Below are 22,853 nucleotides of genomic sequence, written 5' to 3'. Positions count from 1 at the left end.
GAAACGGCCGACAGGCGATCCTTTGGGACCAGCCACGGGTGCGCATCCGGAGAGGCTTATCCCCAGCCGGATGGGGTCGTGTAAGGGGGCGAGCGGGGGGTGTCAAGCGAATTGGAGCTTAAGGCGCGAATGATCCGGCCACTTCGCGACGCACCGGCGCAGGCAGGTCTGGGAGCGGCGGCCCGCAACCCGCGCCAGCGCGTCTCCCGCTCGCGTCACTCCACGCGAGCTGCCTGATCTCCGCGAGAGAATGATAAGCAATAAGATTCAGTTCAAAAACGTCTCTGCGCCGCGGCAAGAGGGAGAACCCACGCCTACGATCTTTCTCTCTGCCGTGATCGTCGGCCCGATCGATGCGCTCGGGAAAAGCCCGGTTTTCGCGTCAAGCGGCCTGCGCCATCGCCGAGACCTTCTCCAAGGTCGTCGCCTGGAGACTGGGTCGCGCCAGCAAGCGCGCATGCCACTCTTGCAGCTTCTTATGAGGACCCATCAGCGGCTCCCATTCGGGAAGTCGGGCAAAAAAATCGATCTGCGGCGCAAGCGTCAAATCGGCAAGCGATAGGGCTTCGCCCGCGAAGAAGGACTGCGCGCCAAGAAGACGCGCCAATTCGTCGAAGACGGTCTTCGCTCTCGGCATCGCCTCGGCGATCGCCGCCTCGTCTGTGGGGAGGCCCAGCAGCATCGGCCCGACCAACCGCTGAAAACCGATCACATTGCCCACGCCCTGGAATAAGTACCAGTCGTTAACGCCCATCGCCTGATCCATCCGGGCGGCCGCGCGCGGGTCCGAAGGGGTCAGCGTCGGCGTCGGAAGAACACGGTCCAAATAGCGGAGAATGGCTTGCGTCTCGTAGAGCCGGAAGTCGTCATGCTCCAGCACGGGAATGCGGCCGAAGGGATGCCGCGCCAAATGGGCCTCGCTCTTCAGCGTTCCCGGCGCGACGGGCGCAACGCGATAGGACGCGCCCTTCTCCTCCAGCGTCGCAAGCACGGCGCGCCCGAAAGGGCTACCGGGAATACTATGGACAAGGAAGATCGGCATGGCTTGACCTCCTGTGCGCCGCCAGCGATTCTCTCGGGCGCAGCATGATCTAGCGCGTCTCCCGCTCGAACGGAATCGTTCGAGCGATAAGGAATTGGGCCAAATCAAAAGGTTGGAGCATGTCCTGACCGGAAAACCGCTTGGCGCTTTTCCGGGACAGGCTCTAAGCGTGCGGCCACTGCCGCTCGCGGAACCAGCCGCGATAGTCCGACATCTTGGCCCGCTGGCCCGAAGGCGCGCGCCGCGTGCAGGTCGCCGCCTCGGCGCTGCCTTGCGGCGCGCCCCATCGCAGCTCGACGCAGTCGTTGGGATTGTACGCCATCTCGAGCTCTTCGGCGCGGTCGAGCACATCCTTGAGCGAGAGCGTCCAGGATGAGCCGTCGCTGCGCGTGTAGGTGAACTTGCGGCTAGCGAGCTCAGCCGCCAGCGTCCGTTGCAGCTCTCCCTTCACCGAAGCGCCGCTCTGGCCGAAAGGCAGAGCATAGCGCTCGGGGCGCCGCGCGACGCGATCAGGATAATTCCGCACGACGTCGATGGCGATCAACAGGCGCAGATCGCGCGCCGGCGTCGAGAAATCCTCCCAGGCGCCATTGGTTTGGAAGATCGCGGCGCCGTCCGGCATCGACGCCTCGCCTTTCCCGCTGCTTTGGAACTTGCGTCCGTTCTCGACCGCTGTCGCGCGCGTCTTCACCTGCTCCTCGAGGGCCCGAATGGCGCCCGCCATGGCGTGCGTCGGATCGAGCGGCTCGGGCGACATCACCTCGTCCATACGATCGTAGAATTCCTCGGTTCCAAGCTGCGTCTGCTGCAGCGAGAAATCGCCGTAGTCCGGGTTCTTGGCGATCTCGGCGTTGGTGAGCGCCCGCAGGCCGCCGCCGTTCTGATGCACGACGGGCCGGAAATGCTTGAAGCCGGGGCTGCCGAGGGTCGGATCGTGCACGAACAGGAAGTTGCCGCGCCAGAAGCGCTTGCGAGTGACGGTGCCATCCGGCTCGGCGTCGACCGCGAAGAACCAGCCCGCCGCGTCCGCCGTCTCCGGCACGCGCTGCACGAGCATGAGAACGTGCCCGTAGGGATCGGCGTAGACCGTGCCGGGACGCAAGCTCTCCTGCGTCAGCGGGATCATGTAAAAGTCGTTTCGGTCGCTGTTTCCGGAGGCCCGCACCGAGCCGGACTGGACCACGTCGCCCACCGCCCGCAGAAACTGGCCAAGCCCGGTCACGCGCGCCTGATGCTTCGCCTGAGTCGGCTTCTGCGAGGCTTGCCCGTCGGAGGACTCCGGCTGCGCCTGCTGCGACGGTGAAAAGATCTGCTGCAACAGATCGCCGGAAGGCGCCGTGGCGTGGCGTGCGGCCGGTCTCGTGTCGGAGGAAGCCTCCTGCACCCGCACGGGGCGCGTCGACTCGGGGTGCATCATGTCGAACCACTCATTGCAGCGCGGCGGCGACCCGCCTCCGCCGCGCGAGCAGTTCGAATAGCCGAAGGGAAGCCCCATCTTGTAGGCGAAATAGGCGCGCAGAAAGTAGACGAAATCGGCGCAGTCGGGCCGCACGGTCGAGATGGCTTTGTCCTCGTCCTGTCCCAGATGATTGAAGAGGACATTGCGCGAGCGATCGCGCAGCACCTCGGACCAGGTCTTCCACGACGGCTCCGCTTCGAGTGGCGCGTCAAAGAGCGTGGCGATCCAGGCCGAGTAGAGATTCTCCGTCGCGCGGTTCCAGGAGTTGCGCAGCTCCCAGAGACCGCCGCGTTCCCCCATGTGCGGCGTGGCCGGCTTGCTCGCGCTGACCTCGATTTCCTTGGTGATGGCGCTGCAGCCGCCTGAAGGAGAATCGAGCGCGAGAACGGCGCGCCAGGCTCCGGCCGCCGGCGATGGCGCCTCGGCGAACCAGACATAAGGCGGTCCGGCGTGGCGCCCGCGCGATTTGGCCGCGACGCTTCCATCGGGCGCGATCAAGGTGAGCTCGCCGCCCGCCGGATGCTCGGCCGCGACGAGGACGCGCAAGGGCGCGCCGCTCCATGGCGTCAACGGCGAGGGCAGGACCGCGATCTCGGCCGCCTCCTCGCAACCGGAGGAGGCTTGAGCCCTAGCATACGACAAGGGGATGGCAATCAATGCGCCTGCGATAGCCAAAGGAGCAGCAAGTCGGCGCAGTGAAAGCATTTTTTGATCCCTTGTCTCTCCGACTGTCCTCGCCAGTTATTCCCGTCGGAGGCCAGTTTGCAGGACTGCGAGCTGGCAGGCTGAAGAATTCGAAGTCTGCGCAGCCGCCGCGAGGGCTGCCTCTAAGCCGGGAATGGGTCAAAATTGCGCGCGCCGCGACGAGCGCAGGTTCCAGGGGGCGAACTTGACCTTAACCTATTCGGCGCTAGCTAGAATGCCGAACGCTGGCGCCGCGAAGCCGAGGCTTAGGGGCGTGCTGGCGTTCCGCGAAACAAACTGCCCGGGGCGATGGGCAATCGGGCGACAAGAGGAGCGAAATATGGATCGACGCGCGTTCTTGACGAAGATTCTCCTTTCCGCTGGCGCGATCGCTGCGACCGGCGGCACCGCCTTGGCCTTGCCCGTGACGTCGCCGCGCGAGGCGATCGCGCCGGAAGGGCCCGTCGAGAATGTCTGGTGGCGCCGCCGGTGGCACCGCCGCTGGCATCGCCGCTGGCGTTGGTGAGCCCTGACGCAGACGCCAAAGAAGCGGGCGCTCCTCGCGGGCCGGCTTCGCAAAGCTTGTGATCTTTTACCGGCAAGTCCGCTCTGGCGGCGAAGCGCCTCTCACCGAGGCGCCTCGCCGTCAGAAGCGAATTGAAGTCTTCATATCGAATCGATAGTCGGCGCCCCGAGCGCATGCGCGTGCACGTCGCGGCCGGAGTGGTTCTTGAGGATCTCTTTTGCGGCGTTCTCCTCGGCCTCGTCGCGCGCGCGCACGAAAAGCAGCAGACCGCCATGGTCGAGCTGGTTCTTGAGATAGCGCGCATGTTGATCGTCGACGAAATCGCCGAGCACGCCGCCGAGAAAGCCGCCGACTTCCGCTCCGATGAGCCCACTGCCGAGCGTCGCCGCGAGCGCGCCTCCGCCGGTGAAGATCGCCCCCGCGGTCGCGATGGCGCCGATGGCCGCGAGGCTCCCCAAGATCGCGGTCTTCCTCGTGTCGAAAGCGCGGTAGAGAATACGGGGAGCTTTCGGCTCGTCCTCGAGCTCCTCCACCCTCTTGTATTTGTGGCCAAGCTTCTCGATGATCGCTTTTTCGCCCGCGAGCAGGGTGATCTGCGTCTCCTCGAAACCCGAGGCGAGCAATTCGCCGGTGGCGGCGTCGAGGGCTGCGGCGTCCGCAAGAACGCCCACGACTTCCCGCCCGGGCGCGGCGCTCTGAGCCTTCTCGTTCATTCGCGTCCTCTCCCTTTTATTGCGCCGCGCAACGTCCGCCGATCTGAACGGCGAGCTTGTGTTTCCCCATGTCGAGCACATAGAGGCTGATGGTCATGCTCGTGCGGTCGATGTTGCCGCCCTGCGTCTTCGCGCCGTTCTTGAAGACTATGAAATGCGCGTCCTGCTGAATGAGCGAGAAAGATTTTCCAAGCCCTTCCACGCCGTCGAGCGTCACGGTCTTGCCTCGGACGCCGATGGTAAAGGGCTGGAGCTGCGCCCCCGTTGTCTGGTTGACGCCCTCGCAACGAAAGCTCGCGTCCGCCGCTCGAGCGGCTGAGCAGCCCATGAAGGCGACGAGCAGGGCGGCGCCGAGTTTCGCGAAAGTCATTTTCCGATTTCCTTGTTCATGCGGGCTCAAGCGCGGCGAGCAGAGGGGAGCCACGAAAGCGCATAGCCTAGCTCTCCCCGGCGCGCGAGGAAAGCGGGGCGCACGACGAGGACCTTGCGCGCTCGCCTTCCCGATGTGCTAGAGCCCTGGCGACGCCGCCGCGGGCCGAGCGCGCGCGCCAGAGTAGAAGGCTTCGCAAATGAAAAAAGTCCATACGCCGCGCTGGGGCTGGGCGTTGACCGGCTCGGGGCATTTCTTCACCGAGTCGCTCGACATGATCCGCACGCTCGATCACGTCGATCTCTTCGTCTCCAAGGCGGCGGCCGAGGTGGTGAAGATGTACAAGCACGACTTCGCGCTGCCCGACAACATTCGCGTCTTCAAGGACGTCACCGCGAGCTCCGCGCCGGTCGGCAATTTCTATTACGGCGTCTACCACACGCTGGTGCTCGCGCCCGCGACCTCCAACACCATCGCGAAATGCGTCTTCGGCATTTCCGACAATCTCGCGACGAATGTCTTCGCTCAAGCGGGCAAATGCCGCGTGCAGACGATCGTCTTTCCCTGCGACACGGCCCCCGAGCTCGAGACGCGCGCCCCCAAGGGCATGGTGAAAGTGTATCCGCGCCGCATCGACCTCGAGAACTCCGAGCGGATGAAATCTTTCGAGGCGACGACCGTGGTCGAAAGCCTCAAGGCGCTCGAGGAGGCGGTCGAGGCGCGCAAGAGGGAGCTTCTGGAGCCGGCGGGGTGAGCGAACGCCTGCTGTTCCTGACCGGACGCCTCGCCTATCCGCGCTTGGAGCGGATGGTCAGGAGCTTCGGCGACGCCGCCCAGGACTGGCGAGCGCACGACATCGGGGTAAAGGTCGCGGCGCTGATGACGCAGGAGATCATCCTGCGCCGCCTGCCCCGACCCGTCGGGGCGGACCGCGTGATCCTGCCAGGACGCTGCCGCGCCGATCTCGCGTTTCTCTCCCGCGAGCTGGGGGTCGCGGTCGAGCGTGGACCGGAGGAGATCGCCGATCTTCCCGCCTATCTGGGCCGTTCCGGCGGCAAGCCCGATCTCTCGCGCCACGATATGCGGCTCTTTGCGGAGATCGTCGACGCCTCCACAATGAGCGTCAAGGCAATCGTCGAGCGCGCAAGCCGGCTTAGAGCCGCCGGCGCCGATGTCATCGATCTCGGCTGCCTGCCCGACACGCCCTTCGCGCATATGGAGGAGACGATCGCCGCGCTGCACGCGCAGGGTCTCCGCGTCAGCGTCGATTCCGCCAATATCGAGGAATTGAAGCGGGCAGCGGCGGCCGGCGCCGATCATCTGTTGAGTCTCGACGAGCACAGCCTCGATATTTTGCCGCAAGGCTCGACGCTCGCGCCGATCCTCGTTCCCGCCCCGCACGGCGATCTCGATTCGCTGCAGCGCGCCGCTGCAAAAGCGCGCGCGCGGGGGATCGACTTCATTCTCGACCCCATTCTTGACCCGATCCACTTCGGATTCGCCGACTCGGTCGCGCGCTATGTCGAAACGCGCAGGCGCGAGCCCGCGGCCGAGATGATGATGGGCACCGGCAATCTCACCGAATTGACCGACGCCGATTCCTCCGGCGTCACGGCCATGTTGCTCGGCCTCTGCTCAGAGCTCGAGATTCGCAACATTCTGACGGTGCAGGTGAGCCCGCACACGCGCCGCACGCTCGAAGAGCACGACGCCGCGCGCCGAATGCTCTTCGCGGCGCGCGCCGATCACGCTTTGCCCAAGGGCTATTCGGACGCGCTGCTGCAAGTCCACGACAAGCGCCCCTTCGCCTCGACGCCGGACGAAATCGCCGAGCTCGCGCGCGAGCTGCGGGACGCCAATTTTCGCATCGAGGTCGCCGAAGACGGCGTCCATATTTTTGCACGCGGCTTCCATGAACTCGCAACGGACGCGATGGCTCTTTTTCCAAAGCTCAATGTTGAGAAGGACGGCGCGCACGCCTTCTATCTCGGGACGGAGCTGATGAAGGCGGAGCTCGCCTTTCGACTGGGCAAGCGCTACCGCCAGGACGAGCCGCTCGACTTCGGCGCGGCGTTCGACAAGGCTCCCGAGGAGCAAGAACGTTTCAAGGAGATCGGCCACACGCTGCGCAAGCGCAAGGGAGGCGACGATGCCGCTGATCCGTGAATGCGTCGTCACGACGCTTCATCCGTCCGGAGAGCCGCATCTAGCGCCTCTGGGTCTCATCGAGGACGGCGAGCATTGGATCATCGCGCCCTTCCGGCCCTCCACGACCCTCGACAATCTGGAGAAGACGGCGAAAGCCACGGCGAGCTTTATCGACGACGCCGAAATCTTTGCCGGCTTCGTCACGGGGAAACGCGACTGGCCGGTTGAAGCGGTGTCCGATTGGCCGGCGCCGCGCCTGTCGGCCGCGCTCGCCCATGCGGAACTGGAGGTGCTCAAGGTCGAGCCGGACGAATTGCGTCCGCGCTTCATCTGCGCCGTGCGGCGCATCGAGAGCCACAGGCCTTTTCTTGGGCTTAATCGCGCGCGCGCCGCCGTGCTGGAGGCGGCGATCCTGGCGACGCGCCTTCACATGCTGCCTCCCGAAAAGATCGAGCGGGAGATCGCCTATCTCAAGATCGCCGTCGACAAGACGGCGGGCGAGGCCGAGAGGCGCGCCTGGGACCGCGTGATTGCGAAAGTCCGCGCAGCCCTCCCCTCTCCCCGCTTGCCTACCAGATTCACATAACTTGGCTTGCCGTGATTGCGTTGACGCCCTGCTTTGCGGCTTGGAACTGGAGCCAACCCTGGAGCATGACGACGGGGCCTGGTTTTCCGTAGTATCCGGTCCAGCCTCCCAGGCGTGCGCAGACCCAGGCGGCGTAGGCGAGAGAGCCTTTGGGGTGGGGGTTCTTTTGTCTTTGCGTTTTGCCTTCGAGCGTGGCGCAAAGGGCTTCGAGGAGGGGGATGTCGGCTTCCTCGAAAGCGTCGCTGACTGGGCGCAATCGGCCTTTTGCGCCGCCGCCGTCGCGGGCGTGGACGAGTTGCTGGACGGTGACGGCGGCGATCAGCGCGGCCATCACCAGGTTGCAGCGGGGAACGTCGTCCTCGATGCGCAGGCCTTCAATGTCGAAGCCCTGCGTCTTCATCGTGCGGAACAATTGCTCGATCGCCCAGCGGCGGCGGTAAAGCTCCCCGACTTGCAGAGCTTCGCGCAAATCGGCGACGGGATAGGTGGTTATGAGCCGCCAATGGATGGTCTCGCCGGAAGGCGGATCGACCTCTCGCAGATCGACGAGATGCAGGCTCAAGCTTTCCGGCAAGCCTTCGTCGACGCTGTTTTTGGGCCGCTTCAGCTCGATGCGGGAAAAGCGCGCCGCCAAGGTCGTCTGGCGCGCGGGGCGGCCGGGTTTGGCCGGCAAATCCAGCCGGGTTCGTCCCGCCTCGGGCAGAGCGTCGGCTGTGGCGAACAGACGCCCGCCGTCCTCGAGGCTGCGATCCTGCGCCGCACGCACGATCATATGCGCCTGCGCAGGACGCTGCGCGAAGGCGGCGTAAATATCGCTCTCGCGATCCGCGACGATCGTGATCTCGCGCGCGCTCCGGCAGGCCCGCGCGGCGTCGTCCGCCCCCTCCAGCCAGCGCTGGCTCTCCTTCGCCACGGTCGGCAGGGCCCGCCTTTGCCCCTTGCGGCCTTCCTCGCGCTTGAGGAACCGCGCATGCGCCAGGCCCAGCAGCGTCCCGTCGTCCGCGTCCACCGCCGCGCAAACATGCAGATAAAGCCCGCCGCCGCCGGAAGACTTGACCACCGTGGTGTCCTGGATCGCCAGCACGTGGCGATCCGCGCAACGCAGACCGAGACGCTCCGCCGCATGCGCAGCCATCTCGCCGGGGCTCACATTCCGATTGCGAAGGAAGCGGGTCAGGCGAATTTCTCCCGCCCGATCCCCGCCCAACCGTCGCACCCGTAGTCCCCGACCGACCGCCGACACCAGACGGGCGTGCAAAAACGCCCCCCTTTTTCCAGGCGACGGTCGCCAAACCGCCCCAGCGAAACCTCCGACATCCCCAACCTCCCAAATCACGCGGGAGAAGGAATCAGAGTTCCGCGTCCGCCGCAAACCACGATGTGTGAATGCCGTAGCCCCGCTTGCGGGGAGAGGGTTAGGGAGAGGGGTCGGGGGATTTTGCGCTGCGCGCAAAGCGCGTGCTTAAGCCCCCTCGCCCGCGATCTTGCCGAAATCGGCGACGCCGACCATGGCGCGGCGCAGCTCGTTCAAGAGGCGCAGGCGGTTGAGCCGCAGCGCCTTTTCCTCGGCATTGACGGTCACGTCGTCGAAGAAGGCGTCGACCGGCGTGCGCAAGCCGCTCAACGCCGTCATCGCGCCTGCAAAATCTTCCCGAGCCAAATGCGCCTGCGTCTCCTCGCGCGTCCCCGCGAGAGCGCGCGCGAGCGCGTGCTCGGCGGGCTCCACGAGCGAGCCGGGCTCGTGCGGCGCGTCGAAGGCGCCGAGGCCGTCCTTCTTCTCCTCGATCTTCAATATGTTCACCGCGCGGCGGAAGCCCGCGAGCAAATTCTTGCCGTCCTCCGTGTCGAGGAATTTCGAGAGCGCCTCGACTCTGGCGACGATGAGCGCGAGATCGTCCTGTGACCCCCCACCCTCGCCCTCTCCCGCAAGGGGGGCGGAGTCGGCCGGCGTTGCGCCTAACGCCGCATCGATGAGATCGTAGCGCGCGCCTCGGTCGCGCAGATAGACTTTGAGTCGGTCGATGAAGAAATTCAAAAGATCGAGGCAGCGCTCGAACGCCTTCTCGAAATTTTCCTCGGTGAATTGCGCGATCGAATTCGGGCTCACGCGGGAAACGAGGTTTTCCTCGATGGGCTTCAGCGCATCGGAGGCGACGCCCGTGGCGGTCAAGGCTTCAACGGCTTCGATCTGGTCCATTACGCCGCGCAGCAGCGACGATCCGGAGTGCCGGCCCAAGGCGGCGACCGAGACTTCCAGCAGGCGCAATCGCAGCCCATTCTCCAGCACGAGCCGGATGACGCCGAGCGCCGCGCGCCGCAGCGCGTAAGGGTCCTTGCTGCCCGTCGGCTTCTCGTCGATCGCCCAGAAGCCCGTGAGCGTGTCGATCTTGTCCGCGAGGCCCACCGCGATGGAGACCGGATCGCTCGGAATGCGATCGCTTGGTCCTTGCGGCTTGTAATGCTCCTCGCAGGCGGCCGCGACGCTCGCGTCCTCGCCTTGCGCAGCCGCGTAATAGCGGCCCATGAGTCCCTGCAGCTCCGGGAACTCGCCCACCATTTCGGTGACGAGATCCGCTTTGCAGAGCTTCGCGGCGCGCTCGGCTTTTGCGGGGTCGGCGCCGACGAGCGGCGCGAGTTCTTTCGCCAGCGCCATAATGCGCGCGACGCGCTGCGCCTGCGTGCCGAGCTTCTCGTGAAACACGATCGACTCGAGCTTTGGCAGGCGATCTTCGAGCTTCGTCTTGAGATCGGTCTCGTAGAAGAACTTCGCGTCCGAAAGCCTTGCGGCGATCGGGCGCTCATTGCCCGCGATGATCGTCGCGCCGCCGTCGATCGCCTCTATGTTGGCGACGAGGATGAAGCGATTGGCGAGCGCGCCGTCCGGCTTCTTCAGCACGAAGCACTTTTGGTTCACGCGAATGGTGGCGCGGATCACCTCTTTCGGGATCGACAAGAACTCCTCGTTGAAGGAGCCCATCAGCGCGACCGGCCATTCGACAAGGCCCGCGACCTCTTCCAAAAGCCCCGGGTCTTCGACGAGCTCCAACCCTTGGGCCATCGCGAGATTTTTCGCGTCCGCAAGGATGATCTCGCGGCGTCGCGCCGAATCGAGCACGACCTTGGCGCGTTCCAAGGCCGGGACATAGTCGTCGAAGCGCTTCACCCGGATCGTCCCCGGCGCCATGAAGCGATGGCCCTTCGTCACGTCGCCGGACTGAATGTCGTTCACCGCGAAGCGCACAATGTCCGGCGCTTCGGTTTCGGGGCCGAAGGTCGCAAGGATCGAGTGCAGCGGCCTCACCCAGCGCAGCGCGTCGGGGCGCAGCGAATCGGCGCCCCAGCACATGGATTTCGGCCAGGGGAAATTGCGAATCGTCGCGGGAATGATCTCGGCGAGAATGTCGATCGTCTGCGCGCCGGGACGCTCGATGACGGCGACGTAAAAGTCGCCCTTCTTGGGGTCCGTCTGGATCGTCGCCTGATCGATGGAGGAGAGTCCCGCGCTTTTCAGAAAACCCTGGATCGCCCCTTCTGGCGCGCCAACGCGCGGGCCCTTCTTTTCCTCGCGCGTGTCCGGCTGGCGCGCAGGCAAGCCCGCCACATGCAGCGCAAGCCGCCGCGGCGTCGCGAAGCTCGCCGCGCCCTCATATAGGAGGCCGCGCTCGACGAGCGCGTCGGTCACGCGCTTGCGCAGCTCGACAGCCGCCTGCGTCTGCATGCGCGCAGGGATTTCTTCGGAAAAGAGCTCGAGCAGGAGATCGGGCAAGGGCTGTTCCAGGATGAGGACGAGTGAGTGGCTTGCGCGCGCTGCTCCTTTCCCCGCTTGCGGGGAGAAGGCTGGGATGAGGGGCCCCTAACCCTCTCCCCGCCAGCGGGGAGAGGGAATCTGCGACTTGCATCCGGTCGACCAGACGCTCAAGCCAGCGCCTTCAGCGCGCTCTTGCCCGCGAAAAGCGCCGCCGGACCCAACTCCTCCTCGATGCGGATGAGCTGGTTGTATTTCGCGATCCGGTCGGAGCGGGCGAGCGAGCCGGTCTTGATCTGACCGGCGTTGGTCGCGACGGCGATGTCGGCGATCGTCGAATCCTCGGTCTCGCCGGAACGGTGCGAGATCACCGTCGTGTATCCGGCGCGATGCGCCATCTCGACGGCGGCGAGCGTCTCGGTCAGCGTGCCGATCTGATTGACCTTTACGAGCAGCGAATTGGCGACGCCCCTCTTGATCCCCTCGCCGAGCCGCTCGACATTGGTGACGAAATTATCGTCGCCGACGAGCTGCAGCGTCTTGCCGAGACGCTCGGTCAGAAGCTTCCAGCCTTCCCAATCGTCCTCCGACATGCCGTCCTCGATCGACACGATCGGATAGGCCGCCGCAAGCTTGGCGAGATAGTCGACCTGCTCTTCAATGGAGCGCGTCACCTTCTCGCCCTCGTAGACATATTTGCCGTCCTTGAAGAACTCGCTCGCGGCGCAATCGGAGCCCAGATACACCTCGACGCCCGGCTTGAAGCCCGCGCTCTCGATCGCCTTCATGATGAAGTCGAGCGCCGCCTCCGCCGAGGGAAGGTTCGGCGCGAAGCCGCCCTCGTCGCCGACCGACGTGCTGAGCCCCGCCTTCTTCAGCGCGCTTTTCAGCGTGTGGAAGATCTCGGCACCCCAGCGGATCGCCTCGGCGACGGTGTCGGCGCCAGCGGGCAGGATCATGAATTCCTGGAAGTCGATGGGGTTGTCGGCGTGCACGCCGCCGTTGATGATGTTCATCATTGGCGTCGGCAGCACGCGCGCCTGCGTTCCGCCGATGTAACGGTAAAGCGGCAGGGTGGCGGCGTCGGCGGCGGCCTTCGCGACGGCGAGGGAGACGCCGAGTATGGCGTTGGCGCCGAGGCGCGCCTTGTTGGGCGTGCCGTCGAGCCTTATCATCGCCTCGTCGATCGCGACCTGCTCTTCGGCTTCGAAGCCCAAGAGAGCGCCGGAAATCTCGTCGTTGACGCTCTCGACCGCCTTGAGCACGCCCTTGCCGAGATAACGGCTCTTGTCGCCGTCGCGCTTCTCGACGGCCTCATGCGCTCCGGTCGACGCGCCGGAAGGTACGGCGGCGCGGCCGAAAGAGCCGTCCTCGAGCGTGACGTCGACCTCGACTGTGGGATTGCCGCGCGAGTCCAAGATTTCGCGGGCGTGTACGTCGACGATCTCGGTCATGGAATAGCCTCTTGATGCGATGCGGGAGCCGGCCGGGTTGTAGCCCGAATGCGGGGGCGAAGGAAGGAGGGAGCGACGGCGCCGCGGCGAATTCGTTTATAGTCGCCCGAGCGCCGGCGTGAGGGGCCTTCGTCGGCCTCCCAAGCTCCAGGATCTCGTTTACGAAAGGATTTGGAAAGGATGCAGGCTACGCCGATCGTCATGAGCGCGCATTTGCGGGGAGTTGAGCTGTGAGCGGCGTCACCCATATCGTCGGCGCCGGTCTTGCCGGCCTCGCCTGCGCCGTCAGCCTCGCGCAGGCGGGCAAAACCGTCGCGCTCTATGAGGCGGCGCGCATGGCCGGCGGCCGCTGCCGTTCCTATTTCGATCCGGCTCTGGGTCTGACCATCGACAACGGCAATCATCTGCTGCTCTCCGGAAATCGAGCGGCGCGCGAATATCTCGCGCGGATCGGCGCGGGCGACGCGCTCGTCGGACCGGAGCAATGCGTCTTCGACTTCGAGGATGTCGCCGGCGGCCTCAGATGGCGGCTCGCGCCCAACGCCTCGCGGCTGCCGTGGTGGATATTTGTGAAGGCCCGCCGCGTGCCGGGCACGCGGCCCTTCGACTATCTCGGCGCGGCCAAGCTCCTCTACGCCAAGCCAGAGGCGACGATCGGCGAGACGATGGTCTGCTCGGGCCTGCTCTACGAGCGGCTGTGGGGACCGGTGCTGCTGTCCGCTCTGAACATGGAGCCCAAAGAAGCGAGCGCCGCGCTCGCCGGCGCCGTGCTGCGCGAGACCTTGGCCGCCGGCGGCGACGCCTGCCGGCCCATGGTCGCCAAGGACGGCCTCGGCCCGGCCTTCATCGAGCCGGCGCTGCTCTTTCTAAAAGGGCTTGGCGTGGAAGTCGCCTTCGGAGCGCGGCTGCGTCGCATCGATTTCGACGGCGCGCGCGCGTCGCGCCTCGATTTTGGGGAGACGCAAGTGGCGCTCGGCCCTGACGACCGCGTCGTTCTCGCCGTGCCGCCTTGGACGGCCTCCGAGCTTCTTCCAGGTCTCGTCGCGCCCGACGAATATCGCGCCATTCTCAACGCGCATTACAGGATCGCGCCGCCGCATGGTCAGCCGCTCCTTCTGGGACTCGTCGGGAGCTTGAGCGAATGGCTCTTCGCCTTCAACGATCGCTTGTCGGTCACGATCAGCGGCGCCGACCGGCTGATGGACGAGCCGCGCGAAGATCTGGCGGCGCGCATCTGGGCCGAGGTCTCGAAATCAACCGGCCTCCCCTCAGCGCTGCCGCCCTGGCAGATCGTCAAGGAAAAGCGGGCGACCTTCGCTGCGACGCCGGCGCAAGAAAAGCGCCGGCCAGGTCCAAGGACCCCTTGGGACAATTTGTCGCTCGCCGGCGACTGGACCGCGACGGGCCTGCCGGCGACGATAGAAGGCGCGATCCGTTCCGGCTTTCGCGCGGCGGCGATAGTTTAGCAGCTGCGGTCACTATCTTGAGACAGTGTTCGGCTATGTTGCTCCTTTATCGTTGTGGTAGCCTTGAAAGGGATAGCAAATGGCTGAACAATCCTTCGAAGTTCCGGTTCAGGCGCGCGAATTCATGGAAAAAAGCATAGATCAGGCTCGCAGCGCCCTTGAGGCTTTCACAAGCGCCGCCGAAAAGGCGGTCAGCTCCTTCGAGGCGGCGTTCCCTGCCGCCGCGACAGAGGTCAACAGCAAGATCTTTGCCTGCACCCAAGCCAACATTGAAGCGACCTTCGAATTCGCGAAAAAGCTCGCTCACGCCAAGGACCCGCAGGAATTGTTGCGGCTGCACGCCGACTTTGCGAAAGCGCAAAGCGAAAGCCTGCAGAAGCAAGCGACGGAAGTCGGAACGGCAGTCCAAAAAGCCATGTCCGGCGCGCTCGGAAAGTCGCCGCAAAATTCGTGAGCAGCGGGCTCAAGCGAGAAGAGCTCGAGCGAGACGCGCGTCCTCCCCCGGCAAAAGGGCGGGGGCGCGCTCATATAAAATCGGCGCGAAACGCGCGGCGCTTTTCTTTTGAATGCAAGGGAAACTCTTCAGAATTGACGCGGGCTTTGAGCGGTCGGCGCTAGCGCGTTTCCCGAATCGTTCGAGCGATAAGGAATCGCGCCAAATCAAAAGGGTGGAGCATCTCACGACCGGCAAACCGCTTCGCGCTATTCCGTGACATGCTCTAAGTCCGGCGACCTCAAAGCAGAAGCAACTCAATGCAGCTTGTTCAGCAGCGTGGAGGCTCCAGCATCGGCGATCGGGATCAGCATCGTGACCAGGAGCATATATTCGAGCAAGGTCACGTTGGACTTCTGATTTTCTCTTATGCGAGAAAGCAACGCGCGCATCGGCATGACTCCATGCGAGGTTGGCGCCGTCCTGTAGCAGGTTCTGCGCCTCGGAAAGACGGCTTTCCCTTTGTGGGGCGGGACCGGTTAATTCACGATGAAGCGGACCAAAATGAGGCCGGGCAAGCGCCTGCGCCTCCTGCGCTGCCTCAGTGGCGCGCCGCCATCTCTCGTGTTTTGTGACGAAGGATCGGTCTGAAGCCGCAAGAGCCGATCTAAGCCGCCCAGCCGAGTGAGGAGGGGGAAACAGCCTGAGCGCGGCTCCGGCTCGGGGCCGCCTTGGCTCATCGCTTCACGATATTCTATCATTCGGGGCGTAGCAGGCGCTAGGGCGCGATGCGAAAAAGTGGGAACCGGTTTTTCGCACAAATCGCGCTCTAAACTTATAGAATGGATCACGTTTTCTGCGTTCAGGCAGTTCCGCGTGAACGCAGCGTGATCTGGAGCATGTCACGGAAAAGTGCGAAGCGGTTCTGAGTCTTTGATCTGGAGCGAGTCTTTTTCGATCACACGCGATCGGGACGCGCAATAGACGGCCAATCCGCAAGCGGCAATCCGACTTCAACGCTGGGAGGAATCGATCGAGCCTCGGACCGTCGAGCCACGGGAGAACGACTGGTCGCGTGAAGCGGTGGCAGCTCTCTCTTTGGCTTCCCTCTTCGTCGGCGCAGGCGTGGGCCTCGTAGCCGCGTCCTTTCGTCTCTTCCTCGACAAGGCCGACCACTTTCGAAACGTGATCGTCGAATGGGCGCATCAATACGCCGCCGGTGGTTTCGCCCTTATCATCGTGCTCTGCGCGACCGCCACATGGATCGCGGCTTGGCTCGTGCGCCGCTTTGCGCCCAACGCCGCCGGAAGCGGCATACCGCATGTGGAGAACGTGCTGAACCGCAAAGCGTCGCCCGCCCCGGCGGCTCTGCTGCTCGTGAAATATTTCGGGGGCCTGCTCGCGATCGGGTCGGGGCAAGCGCTCGGTCGCGAGGGCCCCAGCGTGCAAATGGGCGCGACCATCGGACATCTCTGCGGGGGAGGGTTCGGCCTCAGCTGGAGGACGCGTCGCGTCTTGCTTGCGGCCGGCGCCGGCGCCGGCCTCGCCGCGGCGTTCAACGCCCCGGTGGCCGGAGCGGTGTTCGTTCTCGAAGAGCTCGTGCGCCAATTCGAGCTGCATATCGCGATCGCCGCGCTCGGCGCATCCGCGACAGCGATTTGGGTGTGTCAGGCGATCCTCGGCCCCGCGCCGGACTTCCATGTGGAGGAGCTGGCCTTCGCCGATCCGGAGACCTACCCGCTCTACTTCCTGTCTGGCGCGATCGCCGGTGTGGCGGGCATCCTCTATTGCAAAGCGCTGCTGGGGGCGATGTCGCTTGCGGAGAGAATCGATCGCGGCGCGCCGGGGCTGACGGCCCTTCTCATGGGCGCTCTCGTGGGGGCGCTGGCTTGGTTCTTTCCGGCGCTCGTCGGGGGCGGCGACCCCATCACACAGAACGCCCTCCTGGGACCTCAGCCGCTCCTCGCGCTGTGCCTTGTATTTCTGCTCCGCTTCGGGTTCGCGGTCGGATCATACGCCACGACAGCGCCGGGAGGCATATTTGCGCCCTTGCTTACCCTCGGCGCGCAGCTGGGGCTGCTCTGCGGGGAGATCGCGAAACTTTCCTTTCCAGCGTTTTACGTTCAACCCGTCGGTTTCGCCTTAGTCGGAATGGCGGCCCTCTTCACGGCCGTCGTTCGCGCGCCGTTGACGGGGATCGTGCTGATCACGGAGATGACCTCGGACGCGACGCTTCTGTTGCCGATGCTCGGCGCGAGCTTCTGCGCCATGATCGCGCCCACCCTGGCGCGCCAGGCGCCCATCTATGACTCGCTGCGGGAGCGGGCGCTGCCCCCGCGCGGCGCGCAAAAAAAGCCCGGAGCGGGCTCCCCTATCGACGCTGGCGGCAGGCCCGCGCCGGCGCAACCGAGGCCGGAACATCGCCCCCGCGACCGGTCCGTTTAGCGCGTCGATGCGGGATTCTCACACTATGCGGGCTTCATATTTTGGAGATCGATAGCGGTTTATTCTCTCTTAAACTCAGCATGGTCGGACGCATGGACGGGAGACCGGCCCGTCTGGGCGCGATCGCCTGCGAGGACAGGCGAGCGGGGAATTTTCGACGCTGAAAGGGCGACGCCATCAGAGGACAGGGCGCCGATTTGTGCTATGCAACAAACCGCCGTCGCGCCGCGAGCGTTGAAGCAGTGGAGGATTACATGAACTGGTTCAAATGGTTGTTCCAACCTAAGGCGGCCGCCGGGCCGAATCAGGCGGTTCAGCCGAATCAACACGCCAAGTCTTCCGAAGACGATCGGGTTCTCGAGCTCATTCGCGACTATTTCGAAAGCCAGGGCGGCCTAGCGCATGTCGTGAAGCTGTTCGAGGAACGCGGCTTCATCAACAAGGTCCGCTCCTGGATTTCCACGGGCCCCAACCTGCCCCTCAACTCGGTCGAAGCGCTCCAGCTGGTCGGCTGGCCGGGCATATTGGACATGGCCAGAAAGGCGGACTTCTCCGTCGAGAATTTGCGGGAACGGCTCGCCAAGCTTTTGCCGGCCGCCATAGACAGCGCCACCCCCAACGGAAAGCTGTGACGCGGCCGTAATAAAAATGGCCGGGGTTACCATTTCCGGCAGTCCCGGACGCTCTGGTTAAGCTTTGCTGCGTCACGTCGCCGAGCAAAGTGTAAAAAGTGTAAGATGGCTGGCTTGTCTCGCCTGCGTCGCAAGGGAATTTTAACTGTAGGACGCCGATCTTGTCTCTACTCATCTTACGGTGGAGGACGAACCATGCCTAGCAAAATGGACATCGAACTCGCCTTGGCCAATTTGGAGGCGGGCAAGTTTTCTTTCCGGATGGTCGACGCCATCAAGGATCGCCTCGAGAAGCTCGAAAACGAAGTCACGCTGTTGAGAAGTCTGCACAGCGAGGCGATGAGCGACCTCAGGCAGCAGCAGCTCGCCGCCTGGCGCCTCGAGAGCGAGACGACGCGGCTGAACGCGAAAATTCATGCCTTGTTGAAGGCGAACGCGCTGACGGAAAAGGCGTCTCGAGCCGTGGCGCCGCTCATGAGCCGGGCGGGCGAGTCTCTTCAACGCTTGCAACAACAGGCGAAGCCCGCGGCGATAGGCTTGTTGGAGAAAGCCATCGACGGAATGGCGTCCCTCGCGGTTAGATTGGTCAAGCTCGCTCACCGGGCTCAAGACTCGTCGCCCGCGACCAAGATCGGGGAAAGCCTCGAGGTCTTGAAGAAACAGGCCGGCGCGTCGCTGGAGAAGACGCCCTCGCCGCTCTCGGTCTCGGGCAAGAACGTCGCCTAGATCACGCTGCGTTTGAGTGGAACGGCTCAAACGTGGAGCCGATCTATCGAAAACCCTCTTCCATCGAAGGGGGGATCGGCGTCGCTTTTCTGAAATCGACCGACAGACGGAGCCCGAAAAATCACTCTTCCAAACGCGTCCGCGCGACGTCGCGGACCAGCTCGTCCGGATCGTCGAGCAGACTCGGCAGGAGTTCCGGCGGGGCTCGCTCGGCCACGGTGAAGCGAACGCGCAAATCCTCGTCTTGCGCCATCGCGGCGAGGCGCGAAGGTGGCAGCCGCTCGGCCACCACGAGTCGGACGAGCGGCTCCTCGTCGAACATCAGCAGCTGCAGCCGCTCCTCTGGCAAGCGCCGCGCCGCCCAGCGCCTGACCTCCGATTCGGCGTCGTGGACGGCGAGCGGAACGAGCTCGGGCGGCAGACGCCGCACGACATTGACCCGGACGATATAGTCCTCATCCGCAAGCATCGCGACGAGGCTCGCCCCTTCCAGTCGATTGGCGAGCACCATGCGCACGCGCGGCTCGGGATCATTCGCGAGCGCCTTGACGCGCTCCACGGGCAAGCGCTGCGCCGCCCTTGCGCGAACTTCCGGCTCCGGATCGGCCAGCAGCGGCATAAGCCGCATCACGCTCGCATATTTTGCGGCGACGGCGCGCACCTCGAAATAGGAGTGCTGAAGATAATCGTTGGCGAGCTCGGGATGTTTGCGGAAGAAGCCATCGACGCGGCGCGCCCGGCGGTCCCGCACGCAGGCCGTTCCCTTGCGGCAGAGCCCTTCGCGATTGAGCACGACATGATCGCATTCGCGGCAGCGGATGGGCTGGCCGAGCCAGTCGAGCGGAGCCGCGTCGGGATCGGCGTCGGGGCTAGAATTTGCGGACGGGAATGTCATGTTTTTGCAGAGCGTAACCGATCTGGCGCGGCGTGAGGCCCAGAAGACGCGCCGCCTTGGCTTTGACCCACCCCGCCTCCTCCATAGCGTTGATCAACTTCTCGCGCTCGCTACGCCCGTCGGCGCCGCCGACGTTGCAGTTTTCGGCGCCGGGACATAGCGGTGCGGTCTCTCCGGTCGGCGCGGGCGCTGGGGGCGGCGGCGGCGCGAAGCTCTTCGGAGACGAGACGACGGGCAGAGGTTTTGTGAAGCGCGGCGGCGCAGGCGCGTCCTCGTGCCCTCCTCCCCAGAGTACGGCCGAGAGACAGCCGTCGTTACGACAGGAGAAATCCTTGTCGACGATCTCCGAACCGCGCGCCAGCGTCGCCGTGCGATAGACGCAGTTCTCGAGCTCGCGGATGTTGCCGGGAAAGCCGCATTCCGACAGCACCTGCATCGCCGACTCCGACAAGGACAGATGCGACCCCTGCTCCGCGTTGAAGCGGCGGAGAAACTCATTGGCGAGAGGCGCGAGATCGCCCTTTCGGTCGCGCAGCGGCGGCAAAAAGATCGGCACGACGCTGATGCGGTAATAGAGGTCGGCGCGGAATTCGCCCTTCTGCACAGCCTCTTCGAGATTCTTGTTCGTCGCGCAGACGAAACGCACGTCGACCTTCAGCGTGCGGTTTCCGCCGACGCGCTCGAATTCGCCCTCCTGCAGGACGCGGAGAAGCTTGGCCTGGAAGGCGGGCGTGATCTCGCCGATCTCGTCGAGAAACAGTGTCCCGCCTTCGGCGAGCTCGAAGCGCCCCTTGCGCATCGCGGCGGCGCCGGTGAAGGAGCCGCGCTCATGGCCGAACAGCTCCGATTCGAGCACGCTTTCCGGCAGCGCTGCGCAATTGAGCTTGACGAAGGGCTTGCTGTGGCGGGGCGAGAGATTGTGGATCGCGGCGGCGAACAGTTCCTTGCCGGTGCCCGACTCGCCTCGAAGCAGCACGGTCGAGCGCGATTTGGCGACGATGCGGATTTTTTCGACGACCGCACGCACCGCGGCACTGCTACCGATGATGCCCTTGATCCCCTCGGTCTTGCTGTCGAGGGCATGCGGACGCTCGCCCTTGCCGAGCCGCGCGTTCTCCAGCATCAGACGCTCGCGGTCGCGAGCGATGAGCTTGTGCAACCGCAACGTCTGGCCGACGAGATTGGCGATCATCGTCAAAAAGCGCACATCACGGTCGAAGCGGACGGAGGAGCGGTCCGATAGGGCGCGGTCGACCGTCAGCGTGCCGACAACGGCGTCGCCTTCCTTGATCGGAACGCCGACGAGCGAGAAGGGCTCGCCGTCCGCCGGGCCCCAGCCGGAGAGGTCGGCGCCTTCGAAAAGCGGCGAGTCGAGCACGTTCTCGACGACGAGCGGCATTTTGGTCGCGACGATCTGTCCGATCGCGCGCTCGGGCAGGCGCTCGAAGAACTGCTTCGCATTGATCTCCGACCAGCCTGAGCCGACCACGATCTCCGGATCGCCTTCCTTGTCGAGAAGGGCGAAGAGGCCGTGACGCATGTCGAGGAAGCTCGACAACACGCCAAGCACGCCAGCAAGGGTGCGCTCGAGACGGTGGGCCGAGGCCAGGAGCTTTGAAACTTCATAGATGCCGACCAGAGCGGATTCGCTCAGGTCCGATGTTCGGACGCCAGGTCCGGTCATGGTGCTTCCGGGGTGAAAACCCATTGGTTTCTCACAGCTCCAGTCGATGAAGCGCGCGTCGTACAAGGATAGAAGCAATTCACACACCGTCAATGCGATATTTTGTGCAGCGCGACAATACCAATAATTCCATTATTAATCAGTTATTTGCTTCATAAAACGTCAAGACCTAGGCCCAGCCGGCGCCCGCCTGGAGCGCGTCCCGGTAAGGGGCGAGACCGTTTTCTGGTCAAGAGATGCTCAAAATTCTTGATTTGGAGCTTAGTCCTCTTCGCGCCTTTGACGCGCCGTGACGCTGCCCCTATGGGCGCCTCTCACCGAAAATCCGATCTCCTTCTTCCTCGGCGCGATCAAAGCCGCGTCGATCAACGCCTACGCCGGCACGTTTGGCCCGAATTTTGCCGATGCGGGTGAAGGCGAAACTTCAACAATGGAGCATCAACATGCCGACGCTGACTTTGCTTCCCTCTGGCAAGACCACGGACGCCGAGCCCGGAACGAGGTTGCTCGACGCCATATTGGCGACGGGAGAGAAAATCGTCAGCAAATGCGGCGGCGAGGCCAAATGCGGCGAGTGCCATGTTTTTATTCAGGAAGGCCGCAAGAGCCTCTCCAAGATGCAGCGCGCCGAGAATGAGAAGCTCGACACGATTCCCGGCGTCGGCTCGAAATCGCGCCTCGCCTGCCAAACCCTGTTTGGCACAGAAAATGTGACGGTGGAGCTGCTCGGCTTCGGGTCGGGTTTGTAAGCTCTCCGACATGACTTGGAGCGAACGCTGATCGCTAAAGCCCATCGGCTTTAGCGTCCTGCAGGAGATGTCGATGCTCGACGAAATCAGCGCCGCCTTCGAGCGGGGAGAGATCATCCCTTATCTCGGCCCGGGCGTCTTGAAGCTGACGCAAAGCGTGCTCCCGGAGTCGCCGGAAGCGCTCGTCGCGCATCTGACGAGCGCCACGACCGTGCCGCACAAGATACGCAACAATCTGACGGCCGCGGCGCAGTACATCGAAAACTTCAAGCATCGCAAGACGCTCGTGGCCGCCCTAAACAAGGCTTTCGCGCCTTCGGCCGAGCCGTCGCCGCTGCACGACTGGCTCGCCGCCCGAAGCAAGCTGCCGCTCCTCGTCAACGGCTGGTACGACGATCTGCCGCAAAAGGCCTTCCAGAAGCGCAAAGACTGGGGTCTCGTGCAGGGCGTCAGCCAAGCCGAGCACTGGGGCGAATGGGTTCACTGGTTTTCCGCCGACGGCGAGCGCATCCCCGGCAAGCCTTTCGAGCGCGACGAGTCCGGGGCGAAGGCCCCGGCTGAGGCGCCCGAGGCGACGCTCTCCTGGCGCACGCTGATTTACGAGCCGATCGGGTCCTTCGCGCCGGCGTCGAACTATATCGTCTCGGATTCCGACTATGTCGAAGTGCTGACAGAGATCGACATTCAAACGCCCATTCCGGACACGGTGCAGACCTTGCGAAGAGGGCGCAGCTTCCTCTTTCTGGGATGCCGTTTCGCAACGCAGATCGAGCGCAGCTACGCCAGACAGCTCATGAAGCGCTCCTCCGAGCGCCACTGGGCCGTCCTCGAAGGACCCCTGACGAAGAACGAGCAAAAATTCCTCGCGGAGCAGAATATCACGCGCATTGACGCGCCGCTGCAGGAGTTCGTCGCGGCCTTGACGAGCGCCAAGGTCCTCGCCGAGACGCCTTAAAGTTTTCGTGATAGGCGCGCTCCACGAGGAAAAGGCGATTGAACACGACACAAGGCCGCCCAACCACGCCATCGCATAGCGCCGCGCTTCTTTCAGCGCCTAAGGCGTCATCGCGTGGATGCCCGCGACAAGCGCGGGCAT

At 64.4% G+C, this 22,853-nt stretch carries 21 protein-coding genes; 11 read left to right on the top strand and 10 right to left on the bottom strand.

Annotation, left to right across the window (positions count from 1 at the left end; translation table 11 throughout):
- Positions 1–382: 382 nt before the first annotated feature.
- A complete protein-coding gene (locus tag QMG80_RS03025) occupies positions 383–1,042 on the bottom strand; it encodes a glutathione S-transferase family protein (RefSeq protein ID WP_245300188.1) in 660 nt (219 codons plus the stop codon).
- Positions 1,043–1,205: 163 nt separating this feature from the next.
- Positions 1,206–3,206: a hypothetical protein gene (locus QMG80_RS03020; RefSeq protein ID WP_085771467.1), complete on the bottom strand. Its 2,001-nt coding sequence runs from the start codon at positions 3,204–3,206 to the stop codon at positions 1,206–1,208.
- Between the two features lie 319 nt (positions 3,207–3,525).
- On the opposite strand from QMG80_RS03020, the gene QMG80_RS03015 reads away from it, so the two are divergent.
- Positions 3,526–3,711 carry a hypothetical protein gene (locus QMG80_RS03015; protein WP_085771466.1) on the top strand — a complete coding sequence of 62 codons (186 nt, stop codon included), beginning with the start codon at positions 3,526–3,528 and terminating at the stop codon, positions 3,709–3,711.
- A gap of 140 nt (positions 3,712–3,851) precedes the next feature.
- Here QMG80_RS03015 and QMG80_RS03010 read toward each other — a convergent pair whose 3' ends face one another.
- Positions 3,852–4,424 carry a hypothetical protein gene (locus QMG80_RS03010; RefSeq protein WP_085771465.1) on the bottom strand — a complete coding sequence of 191 codons (573 nt, stop codon included), beginning with the start codon at positions 4,422–4,424 and terminating at the stop codon, positions 3,852–3,854.
- 16 nt (positions 4,425–4,440) lie between these two features.
- Positions 4,441–4,794, bottom strand: a complete 354-nt coding sequence (locus QMG80_RS03005) for a hypothetical protein (protein WP_085771464.1) — start codon at positions 4,792–4,794, stop codon at positions 4,441–4,443.
- Between the two features lie 199 nt (positions 4,795–4,993).
- On the opposite strand from QMG80_RS03005, the gene QMG80_RS03000 reads away from it, so the two are divergent.
- The 3 genes from QMG80_RS03000 to QMG80_RS02990 are packed head-to-tail and all read left to right on the top strand — an operon-like array spanning position 4,994 to position 7,528.
- Positions 4,994–5,548, top strand: a complete 555-nt coding sequence (locus tag QMG80_RS03000) for a flavoprotein (RefSeq protein ID WP_085771463.1) — start codon at positions 4,994–4,996, stop codon at positions 5,546–5,548.
- Positions 5,545–6,960: a DUF6513 domain-containing protein gene (locus tag QMG80_RS02995; RefSeq protein ID WP_085771462.1), complete on the top strand. Its 1,416-nt coding sequence runs from the start codon at positions 5,545–5,547 to the stop codon at positions 6,958–6,960. Before QMG80_RS03000 ends, QMG80_RS02995 begins: the two co-directional genes overlap by 4 nt.
- Entirely contained in the window at positions 6,944–7,528 is a 585-nt protein-coding gene (locus QMG80_RS02990) for a DUF447 domain-containing protein (protein WP_085771461.1), read from the top strand. Before QMG80_RS02995 ends, QMG80_RS02990 begins: the two co-directional genes overlap by 17 nt.
- Here QMG80_RS02990 and QMG80_RS02985 read toward each other — a convergent pair.
- The 3 genes from QMG80_RS02985 to eno all read right to left on the bottom strand — a co-directional run bounded on the left by QMG80_RS02985 (position 7,521) and on the right by eno (position 12,727).
- Positions 7,521–8,786, bottom strand: a complete 1,266-nt coding sequence (locus tag QMG80_RS02985) for an IS4 family transposase (protein WP_245299997.1) — start codon at positions 8,784–8,786, stop codon at positions 7,521–7,523. The two genes, QMG80_RS02990 and QMG80_RS02985, sit on opposite strands and share 8 nt — an antisense overlap.
- Positions 8,787–8,990: 204 nt before the next feature.
- Positions 8,991–11,294 carry a glycine--tRNA ligase subunit beta gene (gene glyS, locus QMG80_RS02980; protein ID WP_085771460.1) on the bottom strand — a complete coding sequence of 768 codons (2,304 nt, stop codon included), beginning with the start codon at positions 11,292–11,294 and terminating at the stop codon, positions 8,991–8,993.
- Between the two features lie 149 nt (positions 11,295–11,443).
- Positions 11,444–12,727: a phosphopyruvate hydratase gene (gene eno / locus QMG80_RS02975; RefSeq protein ID WP_085771459.1), complete on the bottom strand. Its 1,284-nt coding sequence runs from the start codon at positions 12,725–12,727 to the stop codon at positions 11,444–11,446.
- A gap of 230 nt (positions 12,728–12,957) precedes the next feature.
- Here eno and hpnE point away from each other — a divergent pair, with 230 nt between their 5' ends.
- Positions 12,958–14,193, top strand: a complete 1,236-nt coding sequence (gene hpnE / locus QMG80_RS02970; protein WP_085771458.1) for a hydroxysqualene dehydroxylase HpnE — start codon at positions 12,958–12,960, stop codon at positions 14,191–14,193.
- Positions 14,194–14,272: 79 nt separating this feature from the next.
- A complete protein-coding gene (locus QMG80_RS02965) occupies positions 14,273–14,647 on the top strand; it encodes a phasin family protein (RefSeq protein WP_085771457.1) in 375 nt (124 codons plus the stop codon).
- A gap of 296 nt (positions 14,648–14,943) precedes the next feature.
- Here QMG80_RS02965 and QMG80_RS02960 read toward each other — a convergent pair whose 3' ends face one another.
- A complete protein-coding gene (locus tag QMG80_RS02960; RefSeq protein ID WP_280950017.1) occupies positions 14,944–15,078 on the bottom strand; it encodes a hypothetical protein in 135 nt (44 codons plus the stop codon).
- Between the two features lie 631 nt (positions 15,079–15,709).
- Here QMG80_RS02960 and clcA point away from each other — a divergent pair.
- From clcA to QMG80_RS02945, 3 genes are all read left to right on the top strand, one after another.
- Complete coding sequence (clcA, locus tag QMG80_RS02955; protein ID WP_102938079.1) at positions 15,710–17,071, top strand: H(+)/Cl(-) exchange transporter ClcA; 1,362 nt, start codon at positions 15,710–15,712, stop codon at positions 17,069–17,071.
- A gap of 254 nt (positions 17,072–17,325) precedes the next feature.
- Entirely contained in the window at positions 17,326–17,703 is a 378-nt protein-coding gene (locus QMG80_RS02950; protein ID WP_085771454.1) for a YidB family protein, read from the top strand.
- A gap of 195 nt (positions 17,704–17,898) precedes the next feature.
- On the top strand, positions 17,899–18,429 hold the full coding sequence (locus QMG80_RS02945; protein WP_158658702.1) for a hypothetical protein: 531 nt from the start codon (positions 17,899–17,901) through the stop codon (positions 18,427–18,429).
- Between the two features lie 121 nt (positions 18,430–18,550).
- Here QMG80_RS02945 and QMG80_RS02940 read toward each other — a convergent pair whose 3' ends face one another.
- Positions 18,551–19,324, bottom strand: a complete 774-nt coding sequence (locus QMG80_RS02940; RefSeq protein ID WP_085771452.1) for a 4Fe4S-binding leucine-rich repeat protein — start codon at positions 19,322–19,324, stop codon at positions 18,551–18,553.
- Positions 19,299–21,008 carry a nif-specific transcriptional activator NifA gene (gene nifA / locus QMG80_RS02935; RefSeq protein WP_102938193.1) on the bottom strand — a complete coding sequence of 570 codons (1,710 nt, stop codon included), beginning with the start codon at positions 21,006–21,008 and terminating at the stop codon, positions 19,299–19,301. Before nifA ends, QMG80_RS02940 begins: the two co-directional genes overlap by 26 nt.
- Before the next feature lie 443 nt (positions 21,009–21,451).
- Between nifA and QMG80_RS02930 the strand changes: the two genes are divergently transcribed.
- On the top strand, positions 21,452–21,757 hold the full coding sequence (locus QMG80_RS02930) for a 2Fe-2S iron-sulfur cluster-binding protein (protein WP_085771450.1): 306 nt from the start codon (positions 21,452–21,454) through the stop codon (positions 21,755–21,757).
- Between the two features lie 73 nt (positions 21,758–21,830).
- Entirely contained in the window at positions 21,831–22,712 is an 882-nt protein-coding gene (locus QMG80_RS02925) for an SIR2 family NAD-dependent protein deacylase (protein ID WP_085771449.1), read from the top strand.
- Positions 22,713–22,853: the final 141 nt, after the last annotated feature.

Origin of the sequence: Methylocystis bryophila (genome assembly GCF_027925445.1) — a bacterium.
In the GTDB taxonomy this organism is placed as follows: Bacteria; Pseudomonadota; Alphaproteobacteria; order Rhizobiales; family Beijerinckiaceae; genus Methylocystis; species Methylocystis bryophila.
Note: the sequence above shows the minus strand (reverse complement) of the source record. Positions and strands in the feature narration are given on the sequence as shown.